At 71.5% G+C, this 16,759-nt stretch carries 13 protein-coding genes; 4 read left to right on the forward strand and 9 right to left on the reverse strand.

Annotated features, from left to right (window positions below):
- Positions 1 to 48 precede the first annotated feature (48 nt).
- Positions 49 to 540 (forward strand): hypothetical protein, encoded by a 492-nt coding sequence (locus BLT25_RS29060; protein ID WP_091053253.1) that lies wholly within the window; start codon positions 49 to 51, stop codon positions 538 to 540.
- On the opposite strand, the gene BLT25_RS29065 is transcribed toward BLT25_RS29060, so the two are convergent.
- The 3 genes from BLT25_RS29065 to gabT all read right to left on the reverse strand — a co-directional run bounded on the left by BLT25_RS29065 (position 537) and on the right by gabT (position 6,962).
- A complete protein-coding gene (locus tag BLT25_RS29065) occupies positions 537 to 3,989 on the reverse strand; it encodes an indolepyruvate ferredoxin oxidoreductase family protein (protein WP_091053254.1) in 3,453 nt (1,150 codons plus the stop codon). The two genes, BLT25_RS29060 and BLT25_RS29065, sit on opposite strands and share 4 nt — an antisense overlap.
- Positions 3,990 to 4,155: 166 nt before the next feature.
- Complete coding sequence (locus BLT25_RS29070; protein ID WP_091053256.1) at positions 4,156 to 5,628, reverse strand: NAD-dependent succinate-semialdehyde dehydrogenase; 1,473 nt, start codon at positions 5,626 to 5,628, stop codon at positions 4,156 to 4,158.
- Entirely contained in the window at positions 5,625 to 6,962 is a 1,338-nt protein-coding gene (gene gabT, locus BLT25_RS29075) for a 4-aminobutyrate--2-oxoglutarate transaminase (RefSeq protein WP_091053258.1), read from the reverse strand. The genes BLT25_RS29070 and gabT overlap by 4 nt, the downstream gene beginning before the upstream one ends.
- A gap of 65 nt (positions 6,963 to 7,027) precedes the next feature.
- On the opposite strand from gabT, the gene BLT25_RS29080 reads away from it, so the two are divergent.
- The gene (locus BLT25_RS29080) at positions 7,028 to 7,924 is read left to right on the forward strand and encodes a LysR family transcriptional regulator (RefSeq protein WP_256328868.1); all 897 of its coding nucleotides are present in this window, start codon (positions 7,028 to 7,030) and stop codon (positions 7,922 to 7,924) included.
- Here the strand turns inward: BLT25_RS29080 and BLT25_RS29085 are convergent.
- The 4 genes from BLT25_RS29085 to BLT25_RS29100 all read right to left on the reverse strand — a co-directional run bounded on the left by BLT25_RS29085 (position 7,897) and on the right by BLT25_RS29100 (position 12,428).
- The gene (locus tag BLT25_RS29085) at positions 7,897 to 8,493 is read right to left on the reverse strand and encodes an adenylate kinase (protein ID WP_091053261.1); all 597 of its coding nucleotides are present in this window, start codon (positions 8,491 to 8,493) and stop codon (positions 7,897 to 7,899) included. The two genes, BLT25_RS29080 and BLT25_RS29085, sit on opposite strands and share 28 nt — an antisense overlap.
- Positions 8,494 to 8,578: 85 nt before the next feature.
- The gene (locus tag BLT25_RS29090) at positions 8,579 to 9,937 is read right to left on the reverse strand and encodes a flavin monoamine oxidase family protein (RefSeq protein ID WP_091053262.1); all 1,359 of its coding nucleotides are present in this window, start codon (positions 9,935 to 9,937) and stop codon (positions 8,579 to 8,581) included.
- A gap of 1 nt (position 9,938) precedes the next feature.
- Positions 9,939 to 10,997, reverse strand: a complete 1,059-nt coding sequence (gene speB / locus BLT25_RS29095; RefSeq protein WP_091053264.1) for an agmatinase — start codon at positions 10,995 to 10,997, stop codon at positions 9,939 to 9,941.
- Positions 10,998 to 11,039: 42 nt separating this feature from the next.
- Positions 11,040 to 12,428, reverse strand: a complete 1,389-nt coding sequence (locus BLT25_RS29100; RefSeq protein WP_091053266.1) for an APC family permease — start codon at positions 12,426 to 12,428, stop codon at positions 11,040 to 11,042.
- A 145-nt stretch (positions 12,429 to 12,573) separates the two neighbouring features.
- On the opposite strand from BLT25_RS29100, the gene BLT25_RS29105 reads away from it, so the two are divergent.
- Positions 12,574 to 13,170: a TetR/AcrR family transcriptional regulator gene (locus BLT25_RS29105; protein ID WP_091053267.1), complete on the forward strand. Its 597-nt coding sequence runs from the start codon at positions 12,574 to 12,576 to the stop codon at positions 13,168 to 13,170.
- A 3-nt stretch (positions 13,171 to 13,173) separates the two neighbouring features.
- A complete protein-coding gene (locus BLT25_RS29110) occupies positions 13,174 to 14,439 on the forward strand; it encodes an alpha-L-fucosidase (protein ID WP_091053269.1) in 1,266 nt (421 codons plus the stop codon).
- On the opposite strand, the gene BLT25_RS29115 is transcribed toward BLT25_RS29110, so the two are convergent.
- Positions 14,436 to 15,608 (reverse strand): Cmx/CmrA family chloramphenicol efflux MFS transporter, encoded by a 1,173-nt coding sequence (locus tag BLT25_RS29115; protein ID WP_091053270.1) that lies wholly within the window; start codon positions 15,606 to 15,608, stop codon positions 14,436 to 14,438. The genes BLT25_RS29110 and BLT25_RS29115 overlap by 4 nt on opposite strands.
- A 206-nt stretch (positions 15,609 to 15,814) precedes the next feature.
- The coding region (locus tag BLT25_RS29120) for an HNH endonuclease signature motif containing protein (RefSeq protein WP_091053272.1) at positions 15,815 to 16,759 on the reverse strand (945 nt) is incomplete at its 5' end.

Consider the following 16,759-nt stretch of genomic DNA (forward strand, 5'->3'; position numbering starts at 1 on the left):
ATTCCGCTAGGTTGCGTCCCACATCACCCGTCGACGAGGAGTCTCAGAATGCCCACACCCGCCCTGCGTACAGCCCAGATGATGGCGCTCGCGTTCATGAGCATGGTCGTGGTGCTGGGAGTGGTCGTCTACCTCAGCGTCCCCGACGCCGACCTGGCGCTGCCCTCGACGTACGTCATCGGCGGTCAGGTCGTGGCCGGGGTCGTCATCGCGCTGGTCCTGTCGACGATCGGGTTCCGGGTCGCTCCGATCACCCCGGGCACGGACCCGGAGAAGGCGAAGGGCGAGGCGCTGCAGAAGCACCAGATGTCCCTGATCCTCCGGCTCGTGCTCAGCGAGCTGGTCGCGCTCGTCTCGCTCGCGCTCGCGTTCATCCTCACCGAGGGCCAGGTGGTGACGTACCTCATCGGCGCGGCCATCTCGGTGCTCCTGATGGCCCTCTTCGCCTACCCCTCGGCCGGCAACGTCGGCCGGGTAGAGGCCAGCCTCGACAGCGCCGGGGCGCAGTCGAGGCTGGCAGACACGCTCGGTGTGATCTAGACCGTCAGGTCGATGCCCTCAGCGGCGAGCACCTCGCGGTAGGCCTCGACGTTGCGCATCTTCACGTTCTCGTAGCCGCGCACCATGTCCGGGAGCTCGGCGAGGCGAACGGCCCGGGCGTAGGACTCCTCGGTGAGGTCGGCCGCAAGGCTGGTGACCAGCGCGGAGTAGTGCGCGAACAGGGCACGCTCGGTGCGGCGTACGTGGGCGTGACCGAAGGGGTCCAGGATCGTGCCGCGCAGGAACTTCATGGTCGCCAGGAGGCGCAGGATGAAGTGGGACCGCGGGCCGAAGGTCATCTTGCCGCCCTTGAGGAACGCCCCGAAGATCGGCGGGGAGAGCTTGAAGCTGATCTTGCCCTGGACCTCGGCGCGGACGCCGTCGAGCGCGGCCGGCGCGGTGAGGAGCCGGGCGACCTCGTACTCGTCCTTGTAGGCGGTGAGCTTGAACAGGTAGCGGGCGACGGCCTCGGAGAATCGGGTGTCCTCGGTCACCGAGCGCTCGGCGTTCCAGATCCGCTCGACGGTCTCGACGTAGTCACGAGCGGTCGCCTGGTTCTGGAAGGCGACGAGCTTCGGGGCGCGGACCTCGGCGAGGCGGCGCACCTCCCCGTCGAACGTCGCGGCGTCCAGCGCCGGCACGACGACCTGCTCGACCGGCGCGGTGGCCGTGCCGGTGACCTTGGCGAACTCCTCCGGCACCGCGACCGAGGCACGGCCCCAGCGGAAGGCGGCGACGTTCGCGCTGACCGCGACACCGTTGATGCCGATGGCCTCCTCGATCGCCTCGGCGGGGATCGGCAGAGCGCCGGCCTGGTAGGCGGCGCCGACCAGCAGGAAGTTGGCCGCGGCGGTGTTGCCGAAGAGGGTCTCCGCCGCCGCCAGCGCGTCGAAGGCACGCAGCGAGGACGTCGTGCTGTTCACCCGGGTGAGCAGCTCGTCGTCGGCCGGGTAGGCGATGTCCTTGTCGTAGACCATCGGCCCGGTCGGCGTCTTGCTGGTCGACACGACCGCGCGGGTGTGCCCCGGGTCGCCGTAGGCGAGGTTCTTGCCCTCGGCCAGGGTGAGCAGGTCGAAGCCGAGCAGCGCGTCGGCCGAACCCGGGGTGACCCGGTTGGAGGGGTCGATCGTTCCCGGTCCGAACCGCAGGTGCGCCGTCACCGGGCCCGCCTTCTGGCTCATCCCGACCTGGTCGAGCGACTCCACGCCGAAGCCGGCGCGCAGCGCGGCCGTCGCGAGCACCTGGTTGACGGTGACGATGCCGGTGCCGCCGATGCCGGCCATGAAGACGCCGTAGGTCCGCTCCAGCTCGCCGTAGCCCGGGTCCGCCACGGTCGGCGGCTCCGGCGTCGACTTCTTCGCCTTCTTGGCCGTCGGGTCGGTCTCGACCGCCATGAACGAGGGGCACTCGCCCTCGACGCAGGTGTAGTCGGTGTTGCAGGAGGTCTGGTCGATGCGGGTCTTGCGGCCCAGCTCGGTCTCGACCGGCTGTACGGAGAGGCAGTTGGACTTCACACCGCAGTCGCCGCAGCCCTCGCACACGGCCTCGTTGATCACGATCCGGGTGTTGCGCTGCTCGATCGTGCCCCGCTTGCGCTGGCGCCGCGCATCGGCGGCACAGTGCTGGTCGTAGATCAGGACGGTCACGCCCTCGATCTCACGCAGGTCGCGCTGGGCGTCGTCGAGGCGGTCGCGGTGCCAGAGGCGTACGCCTGCGGGGAAGTGGGCGCGGCGGTAGCGCTTCGGCTCGTCGGCGACGACGATGATCGCCTTGACGCCCTCGTTCATCAGCTTGTGGGTCAGCTGCGCCATCGCGACCTCGCCCTGCCGCTTCTGGGCACCGGTCATCGCGACGACGTCGTTGTGGAGCAGCTTGTAGGTGATGTTCACCCCGGCCGCGACGCACGCCTGGATGGCCAGCTGCGCGGAGTGGAAGAAGGTGCCGTCACCGACGTTCTGGAACGTGTGGCCGGCGTGGCTGTAGGGCGCCTGCCCGATCCACTGCGAGCCCTCGCCGCCCATCTGGGTGATGCCGACGACCGCGCTGTCCTCACGCTGCGAGGCGGTCACCAGGGTGTGGCAGCCGATGCCGCCACCACCCAGGCTCCCGTCGGGGAGCGCGGTGGACCGGTTGTGCGGGCAGCCGCTGCAGAAGTAGGGGGTGCGCGAGGTCGAGAGCAGCGGCAGGTCGATCCGGGCCGGACCGGCGGCCTTGAGCTGGGCGTGGCCCTTCAGCGCACGACGCAGCGGCGCGAGCAGACGGCCGGCGGTCAGCTCACCGTCGAGCGGCACCAGCGGGACACCGTTGCGGTCCTTCTTGCCGACGATGACGGGAGCGGACGGCTCGCCGTAGAGGATCTCGCGGATGCCCTGCTCGATGAAGGACGTCTTGTCCTCGACGACGACGATCTCCTCGAGGCCCTCCGCGAACTCGGAGACGATGGTCGGCTCGACCGGCCACATCATGCCCAGGCGCAGCACCCGGATCCCGGCGGCCACCAGGTCGTCGTGGCCGAGGCCGAGATCCTTCAGGCCCTGGCGCATCGAGTCGTAGCACGAGCCGGAGGCGACGATGCCGACCTTGGCGTTCGGTGCCTTGACCTCGATCCGGTTGAGGTGGTTCTCGGCGGCGTACGCATTCACCACGCCCATCCGGGGGCCGTAGAGCTTCGCCTCGGCGCCGACGATCCGGTCGGGGAAGAGCTCGATCTTGGTCGGCTCGTAGGTGTAGGGGACGCCGTCCCACTCGGTCTTCGGGGTGACCGGGTCGAGGACGCCGATCTCCGGGTTGACCACCCAGGCACCGTCGGCGACGTCGGCGACGATCTTGAGCGCGACGACGCAGCCGGAGGCCCGGGAGAGGGCGATGCCCTCCATGCCGTACTCGACGATCTCGGCGGCGTTGCGCGGGAAGAGCACGGGGATGCCGAGGCTCGCCAGGGTCCGCTCGCTCACGGCCGGCACGGTGGAGGACTTCGCGGCCGGGTCGTCGCCGACCAGCATCAGCATGCCGCCGGTGGGGTGGGCGCCGTACATGTTGGCGTGACGCATCGCGTCGAGCGCGCGGTCGACACCAGGACCCTTGCCGTACCAGACCCCGGTGACGCCGTCGTAGCGCTCGGTGTCGAGGGTGACCGCTGACTGCGAACCCCACACCGCGGTGGCGGCGAGCTCCTCGTTGAGGCCAGGGACCACGGTGATGTCGGCGTCGGCCATCTCCTTCGGCAGGCCCAGCAGCAGCTGGTCGAGACCACCGAGCGGGCTGCCCGGGTAGCCGGAGATGAAGGTGCCGGTGCGCAGGCCGCGGCGCTGGTCGAGGGCACGCTGCTCGACGAGCATCCGCGCGATCGCCTGGATCCCGGTGAGGAGCACCGGGCCGGCTCCGACTCGATAGCGGTCTGCGAGGTCGTAGGCCTCGAACGAGGTCCCGGGCTCGAACACTGCGGTCATAGGGGTGACTCCTCAATCTGCCGGGCGGCGCTGGTGGTCCGTCTGGAGTGTTGGTCGGGACCGCCCGGGTGGGGGCTGTCCCAATCGACCACCCGCAGGGTGTGCGGGTGGCCTGGGTCACATCATCGTTGATAGAGCCGACGTGGTGCTAATCACCAGAGGCGGGTCACCAGGCGACGCTGAGGTACTGCGTCTCGAGGTACTCCTCCAGCCCGGCCCGTGCGCCCTCGCGCCCGATGCCGCTCTGCTTCACGCCACCGAACGGCGCCGACGGGTCGGAGACGAGGCCACGGTTGACCCCGACCATCCCGGCGTCGATCCGCTCGGCGACGTGCAGCGCCTCGCTCATCTCGCCGAAGACGTACGCGGCCAGGCCGAACTCGGTGTCGTTGACCGAGGCCAGCAGCTCCTCGGTGTCGTTCCAGATCACGATCGGGGCCACCGGGCCGAAGATCTCCTCGCCAAGCAGCGGCGAGTCCGGTGCGACCCCGGTCAGGACGGTCGGTGCGTAGAAGTAGCCCTCGGACTGCGGGATCTCGGCGCGGTGCGCAACCACGGCTCCCGCGGCCACGGCGGCGTCGACGAGGCCGGTGACGGTGGCGTACGCCTTCGCCGAGATGAGCGGGCCGATGTCGCTGCCCTGCTCGGCCGGGCCGACCTTCAGCGCCTCCACGGCGACACCGAGGCGGGCGGTGAACTCCTCGGCGACGTCGGCGTGGACGTAGAGCCGGTTGGCCGCGGTGCAGGCCTGTCCCCCGTTGCGGAACTTGGCGACCATCGCGCCCTCGACGGCCGCGGTGACGTCCGCGGTCGAGGTGACGACGAACGGCGCGTTGCCGCCGAGCTCCATCGAGGTGTTGACCACACGGTCGGCGGCCTGGCGGAGCAGGACGCGGCCGACGCCGGTCGAGCCGGTGAAGGAGATCTTGCGGACCCGGGCGTCGGCGAGCCAGGTGCTGACGATGCCGGGCGCGTCGAGGCCGGGCACCACGTTGACGACGCCGTCGGGGATGCCGGCCTCGGCGATCAGCCGGGCGATCGCGAGCGCGGTCAGCGGCGTCTCGGCGGCGGGCTTGAGCACGACCGTGCAGCCGGCTGCCAGAGCCGGGGCGATCTTGCGGGTGGCCATCGCGGCCGGGAAGTTCCACGGCGTCACGAGGGCGGCCACGCCCACCGGCTTGTGGGTGACGATGGTGCGGGTGCCGCCGGCCGGCGAGGGACCGAAGTCACCGTGCGGGCGCACGGCCTCCTCGGCGTACCAGCGGAAGAACTCGGCGGCGTAGCCGACCTCGCCGCGGGCGTCGGTCAGCGACTTGCCGTTCTCGAGGGCGATCAGGGCGGCGAGCTCGTCGGCGTCGCGCAGCATCAGGTCGCGGACCCGGCCGAGCAGGTCGCTGCGCGTGCGCGGCGGCAGCGCCGACCAGGCGGGGAGGGCCGCGGCGGCCGCGTCGACGGCCGCGGTCGCGTCGTCGGTGGAGCCGTCGGCGACGTCGGCGACCAGCTCGCGGGTGGCCGGGTTCTCGACGGCGAAGACGCCGTTGGCGCCCGGGCGCCAACGGCCGCCGACGAGGACGCCGCTGCCGGGCTCGAGGGCGTCGAGGTAGCTGGTCGCGGGGCTGGTCCTCGGGCTCGTGGTCACTTGGTCTCCTCCAGTGCGGTCGTGAGTACGTCCAGGGCCTCGTCGAGCAGCTCGTCGGAGATGCTCAGCGGGGGCAGGAAGCGGATGACGTTGCCCCAGGTGCCACAGGTCAGGGTGATGACACCCTGGCTGTGAGCGTAGGCGGCGACGGCCTTGGCGGTGGCGCCGTCCGGGTCGCCGGTGGCCGGGTCGACGAACTCGGCGGCGATCATCGCCCCCCGGCCGCGTACGTCACCCATGCGAGCGTCGCCCGCCTGCAGGTCGCGGAGCCTGCCGAGCAGGCGTGCCTCGATCGCGCGCGCCCGAGCGAGCAGGTCCTCGGCCTCGATGGTCTCGATCACGGCCAGCGCGGCGGCACAGGCGAGCGGGTTGCCGCCGTAGGTGCCGCCGAGGCCGCCGGGGTGGACGGCGTCCATGACCTCGGCGCGGCCGGTCACCGCGGAGAGCGGTAGGCCGCCGGCGATGCCCTTCGCACTGACCACCAGGTCGGGGACGACGTCGTCGTGCTCGACGGCGAACCAGGTGCCGGTGCGGCCGAAGCCGGACTGCACCTCGTCGGCCACGAAGAGCACGTCGTTGGCGCGGCACCAGTCGGCGAGCGCGGCGAGGAAGCCAGGCGCCGGGACGATGAAGCCGCCCTCGCCCTGGACCGGCTCGATCACGATCGCGGCGAGGTTGTCGGCGCCCACCTGGGTCTCGATCAGGGAGGTCGCCCGGGCCGCAGCGAGCTTGCCGTCGATCTCGGCGGCGTCGCGGAACGGGTAGGACATCGGGGCCCGGTAGACCTCGCCCGCGAACGGCCCGAAGCCGTGCTTGTAGGGCATGTTCTTCGCCGTCATCGCCATGGTGAGGTTGGTGCGCCCGTGGTAGGCGTGGTCGAAGACCACGACCGCGTCCTTGCCTGTGAACGAGCGGGCGATCTTGACCGCGTTCTCGACTGCCTCGGAGCCGGAGTTGAACAGCGCGGTGCGCTTCTCGTGGTCACCGGGGGTGAGCCGGGCGAGCTGCTCGGCGACAGCCACGTAGCCCTCGTAGGGCGTGACCATGAAACAGGTGTGGGTGAAGGCCGCGACCTGGTCGGAGACGGCGTCGACCACCCGGGCGGCGCTGGAGCCGACGGTGGTCACCGCGATGCCGGAGCCGAGGTCGATGAAGCGGTTGCCGTCGACGTCCTCGACGATCCCACCGGCCGCACGGGCGGCGAAGACGGGCATGGTCGTGGCCACGCCCTGGGGCACGGCCGCGACCTTGCGGGCCATCAGCTCCTGGGAGCGGGGGCCGGGCAGCGCGGTGCGCAGGAGGCGGGTCTGTTCGAGGGTCGAGGGCTCGGTCATGGGTTCAGCATGAGCCTCCACGACACATGTCGTCCAAGACCTTTTGACTACTACAATCATGCCTCATGAGCATGGATCTGCGACTGCTGCGCTACTTCGTCGCCACCGCCGACGCCGGCTCGGCGACGCAGGCCGCCGAGGTGCTGCACGTGACCCAGCCGGTGCTGTCGCGGCAGCTGCGCCAGCTCGAGGCCAACCTCGGGGTGCCGCTCTTCGCCCGCGAGGGCCGACGGCTGCGGCTGACCCGGACGGCCGAGGATCTCCTCCCCCGCGCCCGCGACCTGCTGGCGCACGCGGACGACCTCGATCGCGCCGTGGCCGTGCTCGCCTCGGGCCACCTCGACGAGCTGCACCTCGCCGTGCCCACGACGACGCTCACCGACGTGCTCGCCCCGTTCCTGGCGACCCTCGGGCCCGACGACCCGGTCGCGATGGTCCGCGAGCTCGACCCGCGCGGCGCCGCCGCGGCCGTCCGGGCCGGCGCCGACCTGGCGATCGTCACCCGGCCGCCGGCCCGGTCCCTGGCCTCGCGGGCCCTCGCCGTACTGCCGGTGTGGGCCTATGTCCGTCCCGAGGATCCGTGGGCGGGGCGGGGGTCCGTGGACGTACGCGACCTGGTGACGCGGCCGCTCGTGCTGCTCACCGACGACCTGCGCCCCCGACCGCTGCTGGACGCGGCGGTCGAGGACGCCGCCGTGGGCTACGGCGACGTCCTCGAGGTGTCCAACGCCCAGGTCGCACAGGCGCTCGCGGCCTCGGGCCGCGGGATCGCGGTGGTCTCCGACGACCCGCGCTTCGGCCTGCTGCCGCTGCACATCGAGGCACCGGCCGGGCGCGTGCGGATCAGGCTGTACGCGGCCTGGGACCCGCAGCACCACGCCGCCGAGGCCCTCTCCGCCCTGGCCGAGCGACTCTCGTCGTTCTGCGTCGAGCGCTACGGCGCCGAGGTCGCCGTCCGCTGAGCGGACATCGAGGTCAGGGCGGCCAGGATCCGGTCGGTGACCTCCTCGACCGGGCCGAGGCCGTCGACGGTGGCGAGGAGGTCGCGCTCGGCGTAGCTGTCGGCCAGCCGGCCGGTCTCGGCGGCGTACACCTCGAGCCGGCGACGGATGACCGACTCGGTGTCGTCGGCGCGACCCTGCTCCTCGGAGCGGGCCAGGAGCCGGCTCACCAGCTCGTCGGGGTCGGCCTCGAGCAGCACCGCTGCGTCGAGCGCGACGCCGGAGCGGTCCAGGATCGTGTCGAGCTCGGCGACCTGCTGCGGGGTGCGCGGATAGCCGTCGAGGAGGAAACCGTCGGCACAGTCGCCCTCGCACAGCCGGTCGGCGACCATTGCGTTGGTGATCTCGTCCGGTACGTACTCGCCCGCGTCCATGTAGGTCTGTGCCGCCGTCCCCAACGCGGTCCGCCGGGCGACGTTCGCCCGGAAGATGTCGCCGGTCGAGATCGCCGGCACGGCGAAGCGCTCGGCGATGACGGCGGCCTGGGTGCCCTTGCCGGCACCGGGCGGTCCCATGAGGAGGAGGCGCATACGAAGGGTGACCTTTCTCGAGGGTGGCGCGCTCACCCCCACGATGAGCGCGCCAGGTCGGAGGCTAGGTGCCGCTTCGCTGCGATCACGTTGCATCCGCGAGAATGCGGCCGGCGATCTCCTCGCCCACGCGTACGGCGCCGTCGACGTGCTGGAAGCCGTGGCCGGCGACATCGCTGCTGCCGAACTCGATCGGCCCGAGCGGCTCGCGCAGCACCGCGCCCCAGCGGGTCAGCCCGCCGAGGTCGAAGCTGGTCCCGTACGCACCGCCGGTGAGCTCCTGGTGCTGCCAGTCGCTCTCGACGTAGGTGATCGGAACCAGCGCGGCCTCGCCGAAGTAGGAGGCCAGCGACTCCAGCACCCTCCGCCGGCGCTCGTCCTCGGTCAGCCGGCCGACCGCGTCCGCGCGCTCGTCGGAGACGAAACCGACCAGGGTGCCGCGCGGCTCGCCCTCGGGGGTGTTGTCGTAGACCTCGTGGACCAGCTGCCAGGGCGCGAAGCCGGTGCCGCTGAGGCCGTCGGCGCGCCAGAACGGCGTCGCGTACTGCGCCTGCACCTTGATGACCAGCCCGAACGACTGGTGCTCGCGGGCGATCCGGTGCTCGGCCGGGAGCTCGGGACTGAACCGGATCCGCCTGACCAGGGTCGGCGGGACCGCGAGGACGAGGCGTCGCGCGGCGTGGATCTCGGCGCCGACGTGGACGACGGCGCCGTCCTCGTCCCACTCGACGTGGGTGACGTCCTGGCCGAGCCGGACCCGGTCCCCGAGTCGCTCGGCCAGGGTCAGCGGCACCCGCTGCAGGCCACCGACGACCCGGCGGTCGAGGATCACGTCGGCGTCGACGAGGTTGCTGAACGATCCCGCGCTGGCGGCCATCTGCACGGCCTGGAGCGCGGAGAACGAGTGGGCGGGCTTCGTGAGCATCGCCGGCCCGATGTAGAGGGCGACGTTGTCGACCGCGACCGGGTCGTCGCACTGCTGCTCGAGCCAGGCGCGGAACGAGACGCTGTCGAGGTGGGCGGCGTCGTCGAGCTCCCACGGCCGGGCCGGGTCCATCGCGGCGGCGAGCCCGTCGAGGGTCTTGGTCAGCTGCGCGATGGCGGCCGAGGTGGCATCGCCGACCGGCAGGTCCTCGCCGAAGCGGTGCGCGACCCCCGCCCTGTCGACGTAGAGCGACTCGCCCTCGCGGAAGCGCGGGTAGGTCGGCAGTTCGAGCTCGTCGAGGATGCCGAGCAGCGCGTCCTGGTCGGGCGAGACCCACTGGCCGCCGATCTCGAAGTCGGCCTCGGCCCCGGGCCCACCGTGCGCCTCGGTCCGCAGCCGGCCACCGACGCGGTCGCGCGCCTCCAGGACGAGTACGTCCTGGCCTGCCTGCGCCAGGCGCCAGGCCGCGGTCAGGCCGGTCACGCCGGCGCCGACCACGATCACATCATGGGTGGTCATGTCAGTTCTCCTGTGTGTCGTTGGGACGCTGGTCGGGACGCCGGTCTGGACGCTGGGCGAGCAGCGGGAGGCTCGGGTCCCAGCGGGTCCCGTCGGCCTGGTCGCGCTTGCGGCGGGCGATGCCCGAGAGGGCCTCGAGGACGACCCGGTTGGCGAGGAACGAGGTGATGTCGGCGTGGTCGTACGGCGGGGAGACCTCGACGACGTCGATCCCGACCACCGGCAGCTCGTAGGCGATCCGGCGGACCGCGTCGAGCAGCTGGCGGGCGGTGAGTCCGCCCGGCTCCGGGGTGCCGGTGCCGGGGGCGTGCCCGGGGTCGCAGACGTCGATGTCGACCGAGAGGAAGACCCCGTCGCACTCGTCGGTGGCGATGGTGAAGGCCTCGGTGAGGCACTCCTCCAGACCGCGGTGCACGATCTCGGTCATCTCGTAGGACCGCATGCCCTGCTCGGCCATCCAGTCCAGCGTCTCGGGCTCGGGCCAGTAGCCGCGCAGCCCCATCTGCAGGAACCGGTCGCCGCGCAGCGCGCCCGACTCGATGAGCCGGCGCATCGGTTGGCCGTGCCCGATCAGCGAGCCGAACTCGATGTCCCCGGTGTCGGCGTGGGCGTCGAAGTGGATCATCGAGACGCGACCCTGGCCGAGGTGCTGGGCGACACCGGCGGCATCGGGCCAGGCGATCGTGTGATCACCGCCCAGCACCAGCGGGATGGCGCCGTTGCTCGTCACCGCGTGCACGGCCTCCTGCAGGTCGCGCACCGACCGCTCGGCGTCGCCGGAGAACATCTCGACGTCGCCCGCGTCCAGCACCCGGATGTCCTGCAGGGCGTCGACCCGCATCGCCAGCGAGGGCCGCGAGCCGTCATGGGCCAGGTAGCAGGTCTGCCGGATGAACTGCGGACCGAACCGGGTGCCCGACCGGTGCGACGTACCTCCGTCGAAGGGGGCGCCGAGGATGACCACATCGGCACCCTCGTACGTCGCGGGGTCGGCCCAGTCACACCGGTCGACACCCAAGAAGGTGATGTCGGGGCCGAACTGGGTTCCGTAGCGAGCCATGGCGTTCTTCTCTCGTTCGATTCTCGTGGTGGATGGATGTGTCTATTCCTCGGTCGGGTCGACGACGAGGAACCGCTCGCCGGGACGACGGGCGAGGTAGAGGAAGTAGTAGGCGAGGGCGGCGACCACGATCCCGGCCGTGATCAGGACGTCGGTCCGCGCGGAGCCGGCCAGCGCGTAGCCGATCGCGCCGATGACGATCAGCGGCGGCAGCGGCCACAGCGGCATCCGCCAGCCCTGGGCGGCAGGGCCACGGCGGCGGGCGCGGAGCGCGGCGATCGCGACGACGACGTACATCGTGGAGATGACCACCGAGGTCACCCCGAGCAGCGCCTCGATCTCGACGGCGCCGGCGAGGATAGCGCCGGGGATGCCGATGACGAGGGTGGCGAGCCACGGGGTGGCGTAGCGGGGGTGCAGCCTGGTGAGGACACCGTTGACCGGTGCCGGCCAGGAGCGGTCACGCGCCGAGGCGTAGACGACCCGGGCGTTCTGCAGCACCATCACGATGACGGCGTTGAGGATCGCGATGGCGATGGCGACGTTCACCGCGACCGCGACGCGCTCGCCGCCCCAGGCGGCGACCCACTGGGAGAAGTTGCCGGAGGCGAGGTCGCTGAGGTCGTCGACCGCGAGGACGGTGGTCACGGTCGGGACGAGGATGACCAGACCACCCAGGCCGAGGGTCCAGAAGATGACGCGGGCGACGTTGCGGCGCGGGTCGACGATCTCCTCGGAGAGGTAGACGGTGGTGCCGAAGCCGCTGACCAGGAACGTGCTCACCGCGAGACCGGAGATGAGGATCGCCAGGGTGAAGGGCTCCAGGCCGTTCTCACCGATGACGTGCGGCGAGACCAGCTCGCCGGGGCCGCGCTGGACGTGGCCGAGCCCGAGGATCGTGACGACCACGGCGGCGATCATCTCGAGGGCGAGGAAGGTGCCGGTGACGACGGCGTTGGCCTTGATGTTGAGGATCGCCGTGGCGGTCGAGAGGAGCATCACGATCGCGCCGGTCGCGGCCCGCGGCAGCTCCACCAGGTCGGCCAGGTAGTCGGCGGTGCCGAGCGCGAAGATCGGTGGGATGAGCCAGAGCAGCACGCCCGCCAGGGAGAACGTCAACCAGCCCATCGACCTGCCGAGGGTCTGGGTGACCATCGCGTACTCGCCGCCGGAGCTGGCGGTGCGGGTGCCGAGCTCGGCGTAGCACGCGGCGATGGCGATCGAGACCGCGAAGCCCGCGACGACGGCCAGCACCGCGCCGCTCCCCTGGGTCGCGAACAGCTCCGGGACGATGATGAACAGGCTCGAGGCGGGCGTGATGCACGAGAGCACCAGCAGGACGGCGGCGCCGGGTCCGAGCACCCGGGCGAGCCGGGGCCGTTCCTGCGCCGGCTTCACCTCGTCCGGGCTCACCTGCATGGATTCGATCATCGCGGGTCTCCTTGGGATGAGGGTACAGCGAGTTTTGAACGCTGTACAAAACTTTGAACGGCATTCAAAGTGACCCAGATCACCGCTAGAGTCAAGGGGTGAGCCCGAAGATTTCGCCACGCGAGCACGAGGAGGCACCGTCGAGGTGACGCGCACACGCTCCAACCGACGCCTGGAACGACCCCGCGAGCAGGTCCTCGCGACCACCCTGGAGATGGTGGCCGAGGAAGGACTCGCCAAGGTCACGATGGCCTCCCTCGCCGCCCGGCTAGGCACCAGCGGCGGCCACCTCCTCTACTACTTCGGCACCCGCAACGGCCTGCTCCTCGAGACCCTGCGCTGGAGCGAGAACGAGTACGCGGCGCAGCGAGCACCCCTCTTGGAGAAGGTCGAGGAGGCCCGGGAAGGAGGCGTGGAGGCGCTGCTGGCATTCACCGACGTCTACCTCGCCCTCGACGAGCGCGACCCGCGCTGGCTGCTCTGGCTCGAGCTGTGGGCACGGGCGCCGTACGATGCCGAGCTCGCCGCCGCCCAGCGCGCGATGGACGACGAGTGGCACGCCGACCTGGTCCGGCTCTTCGCCGCGGCACTCCCCGAGGTGCCCGACCCTGAGGCCGTCTCCGAGCGCCTACGGGCGATGTGGGACGGCTTCAGCATCGGCATCGTCACCGGCGGTGGCACGACGCTGCGCGAGCGCGCCCTCGAGCACACCCGCGCAGCCGTCACCGGACGCGAGGGGTAGGGCATGTCGATCGCATCCTGGTTCCCCGAGGCGCAGCTCGGCATCTTCGTCCACTGGGGGATCTACAGCGTCGACGGCGTCGCGGAGTCCTGGTCGTTCTACGACGGCCGGGTCCCCTATGCCGACTACATGGCCCAGATCGACGGCTTCACCGCCTCGGAGTTCGACGCCGACGCCTGGGCCGAGCTCTTCGAGCGGGCCGGAGCGACGTACGCCGTGCTCACCGCCAAGCACCACGACGGGGTCGCGCTCTACGACACCGCCGTCGGCGACCTCTCCGTGGTCACCCGGGCCCCGGCCGGACGCGACCTCGTCGCCGAGTTCGTCGAGGCCGTACGCCGCCGGGGGCTGAAGGTCGGCCTCTACTTCTCCCACCTCGACTGGTCGCACCCGGACTACGCCACGGTGCGCCCGGCCGTGCAGCACCACGTGGTGCAGGACAACCCCTACGCGGTCCCACGGCCGGGCGCCGAGGAGCCGGCGCGCTGGGAGCGCTACCTGGAGTTCCACCGCGCCCAGATCCGGGAGCTGGTGACCCGATACGGGCCGGACCTGCTCTGGTTCGACGGCGAGTGGGAGCGCGACGAGCGGCAGTGGCGGATGCGGGAGCTGCGTGCCGAGCTGCGCGAACTCTCGCCCGAGATGGTCGTCAACGGCCGGATGCTCGGCCACGGCGACTACGTGACCCCGGAACAGGGCGTTCCGGTCGTGCCGCCGGAGGGCCCCTGGGAGCTCTGCCTGACCATCAACGACTCCTGGGGCTGGCAGCCGCAGGACGACAACCACAAGTCACCGCGCCAGCTCGTGCGCACCTTCGTCGAGACCATCGGCGGTGGCGGCAACCTGCTGCTCGACGTCGGCCCGCGCGAGGACGGCACCATCACCCCCGAGCAGACCGAGCGGCTCGAGGCCCTCGGCGACTGGGTCACGCGCCACTCCCCCGCGGTCCGTGGCATCCGCCGCGGCCTCCCCCACGGCCACTTCTACGGCCCGACCGCGGTCTCGGCCGACGGCCGCACCCTGTTCCTCTACGTCCTGGACCGCCCCAACGACTACGTCGTGGTCCGCGGCCTGCGCAACCAGGTGCTGAAGGCGTACGTCCTCGGGAGCGGCGTCGAGCTCGACCACCAGCGCATCGGCGGCCTCCACGAGGTCCCCGGCTGGGAGTACGTCTTCACCACCGACGACGCCCTCGACCCGCTGTGCACCGTGATCGCCCTCGAGCTCGACGGCGAGGTCTCGGTCCACCGGGAGCACGAGTCCCACTAGAGGAGATGCGCGGGAACCGCCTTCCTCAGGGCGGGACCCGACAGCCGCATGACGACCAGAGCCAGGGCCGTCAGCGCGGCCGCGACCCACACGGGCGCCAGGACGCCCGCCCCGGTCGCCAGGCCCAGCGCACCGAGGACAGGTCCGGCCGCCGCTCCGGTGTTCAGCGCAGCGGTCGCGTACGACCCACCCATCGTCGGCGCCCCCGAGGCGGCGTAGAGCACCCGCGCGATCAAGGTGCTGCCCACCCCGAACGCCAGTACGCCCTGCAGGAGGACCAGCCCGAGCAAGAGCAGAGGATGGGCCGCGGCGAGCGCCAGCGCGACCCACCCGGCCGGCAGCAGCGAGCCGCCGACCGCGAGCACGAGGCCGGGCCGGCGGTCCGAGAGCCGCCCCGCGAGCGTGACACCCAGGAACGACCCGATGCCGAACATCACCAGCATCACCGAGATCCACTCATCGGCCAGGCCCGCGGTCTCGGTCACGACCGGCGCCAGATAGGTCACCGCCGCTAAGGTGCCGCCGTTGACCAGGGCCCCGAGCGCCATCGCGAGGACGAGACCGGGCGAGCGAAGCTGGCCGAGCTCGGCACGGAGCCCGGGGCCGTCTGCGGCCGTCCGGCCCGGAGCGTACGCGACGCCCCGGAGGATCCCGATCGCGGCGGGAACGCACAGCAGCGCGATCGCCCAGAACGTCGTCCGCCACCCGGCCGCGGTGCCGAGCAGCGCCCCCGCGGGAACCCCCGCAACCATGGCGATCGTCGTACCGGAGAGGAGGATCGCCAGCGCGCGACCCTTCTGGTTCTCGGGCACGAGCCGAGTGGCAGCGCTCAGGGCGACCGCGAGGAACCCCGCGTTGGCGAAGGCACTGAGCACGCGGGCGACGAGCAGGAGGAAGAACGCCGGCGTGACCGCCGCGAGGACATGGCACCCCGCGAACACGAGCAGGCAGCCGAGCAGCGCGAGCCGAGGTGGCCAGCCTCGCGCGAACGCAGCCATCACCGGAGCGCCGACGACGATCCCGACGGCGAACGCGGAGGTCAGCAGGCCGGCCGTGCCGACGGATACGTCCAGATCGGCGGCGATCGCGGGGACGAGCCCCGCAAGCATGAATTCCGAGGTGCCCATGACGAAGACCGCCAGGGCGAGCAGATAGAGGGCAAGAGGCATCGAGTACTCCGAAGTGAGAGGTCACAGGGACGCTTCTGGTCACGACGGCCGGCGGCCCGGAGTACGCCACATTCACCCGCGCGGAAGGCGGGCGGTGTGCTCAGTGGTTCACGGGGCTGGCGGTATGACCGGCAGCCCCTGACCTGTCCGACTCGGGACTCGACATAGCCCTGACACTACCCGAAGGCATCACCACAGGTCTCGGCTCATGTCCGGCGCGTGAATCGGATGTCGCCGTTGGGTAGGCGTTCGTGGAGGTAGTCCGGGTCGTGGGCGCGGTGGTGGTGATGACTACAGAGCAGGGCGGCGTTGTCGAGATCAGTCGCCCCGCCTTGGCCCCATTCGATCCAGTGGTGGGCCTCGGCCCAGGTGCCGGGGATGTCGCAGCCCTCGGCCTCGCAGGTCGCTGACCTGAGCAGGAGCGCTCGGCGTTGGGCGGCGGTGAAGAAGCGTTCCTTACGCCCCAGGTCGAGGACCTCGCAGTCGCCACCGAGGACGGCGGGGAGAATGCCTGCGGTGCAGGCCAGACGCCTGGCTTCGGCGGCCGTGATCGGGGACCCGCCGAGGATCTGGGCGATGCCGGCCTCTTGGCGGAGCTGGTCGATATCGACGGTCACGATCACCGTGGTCGCGTCCCCACCGTGGATCGGGAGGCGGGCCGGGTCGAGGGTCTCCAGCAACTGGCACAACGCGCGTCCCAGGCGGCGGTCGTAGGGCAGGTACTCGCCGGTCTCGGTGCGGACACCGTCATCGCGCCGCGGTGAGGCAAAAGCCTCGAGGTTGGTGGCCAGCCGGTCCGCGGCCGCATCCGGGACCACCGCCGCGATCCGGGTGGTGCCATCCCCCAGACGCCGCATCGCCAGGCGGGTCTTCTTCCTCGCGTGGGCTTCCTCGGCGGCGAGGCGTCGGGCTTCTTCGGCCTCGGCGATCTCCGGGGCGATGACGTCGAGGATCCGGCGCCCCAGACGACGCAACTGGGTGGGGTCGAACCGGGTCGCGTAGGCGACCAGCGCTTCTTCGGCCTTGGTCTTGATCTCCGGGTCGAGCCCGGTCGGCAGGTCGTCGAGAGCGTTCACGATGACGTGGGCCTGGGCCGGGTTGCAGTCCCCGGCCCGCATCGCGGCCGCGACCAGTGCGTAGGAGCGGTCGAG

The organism is Nocardioides sp. YR527, from assembly GCF_900101045.1.
Lineage (GTDB): Bacteria > Actinomycetota > Actinomycetes > Propionibacteriales > Nocardioidaceae > Nocardioides.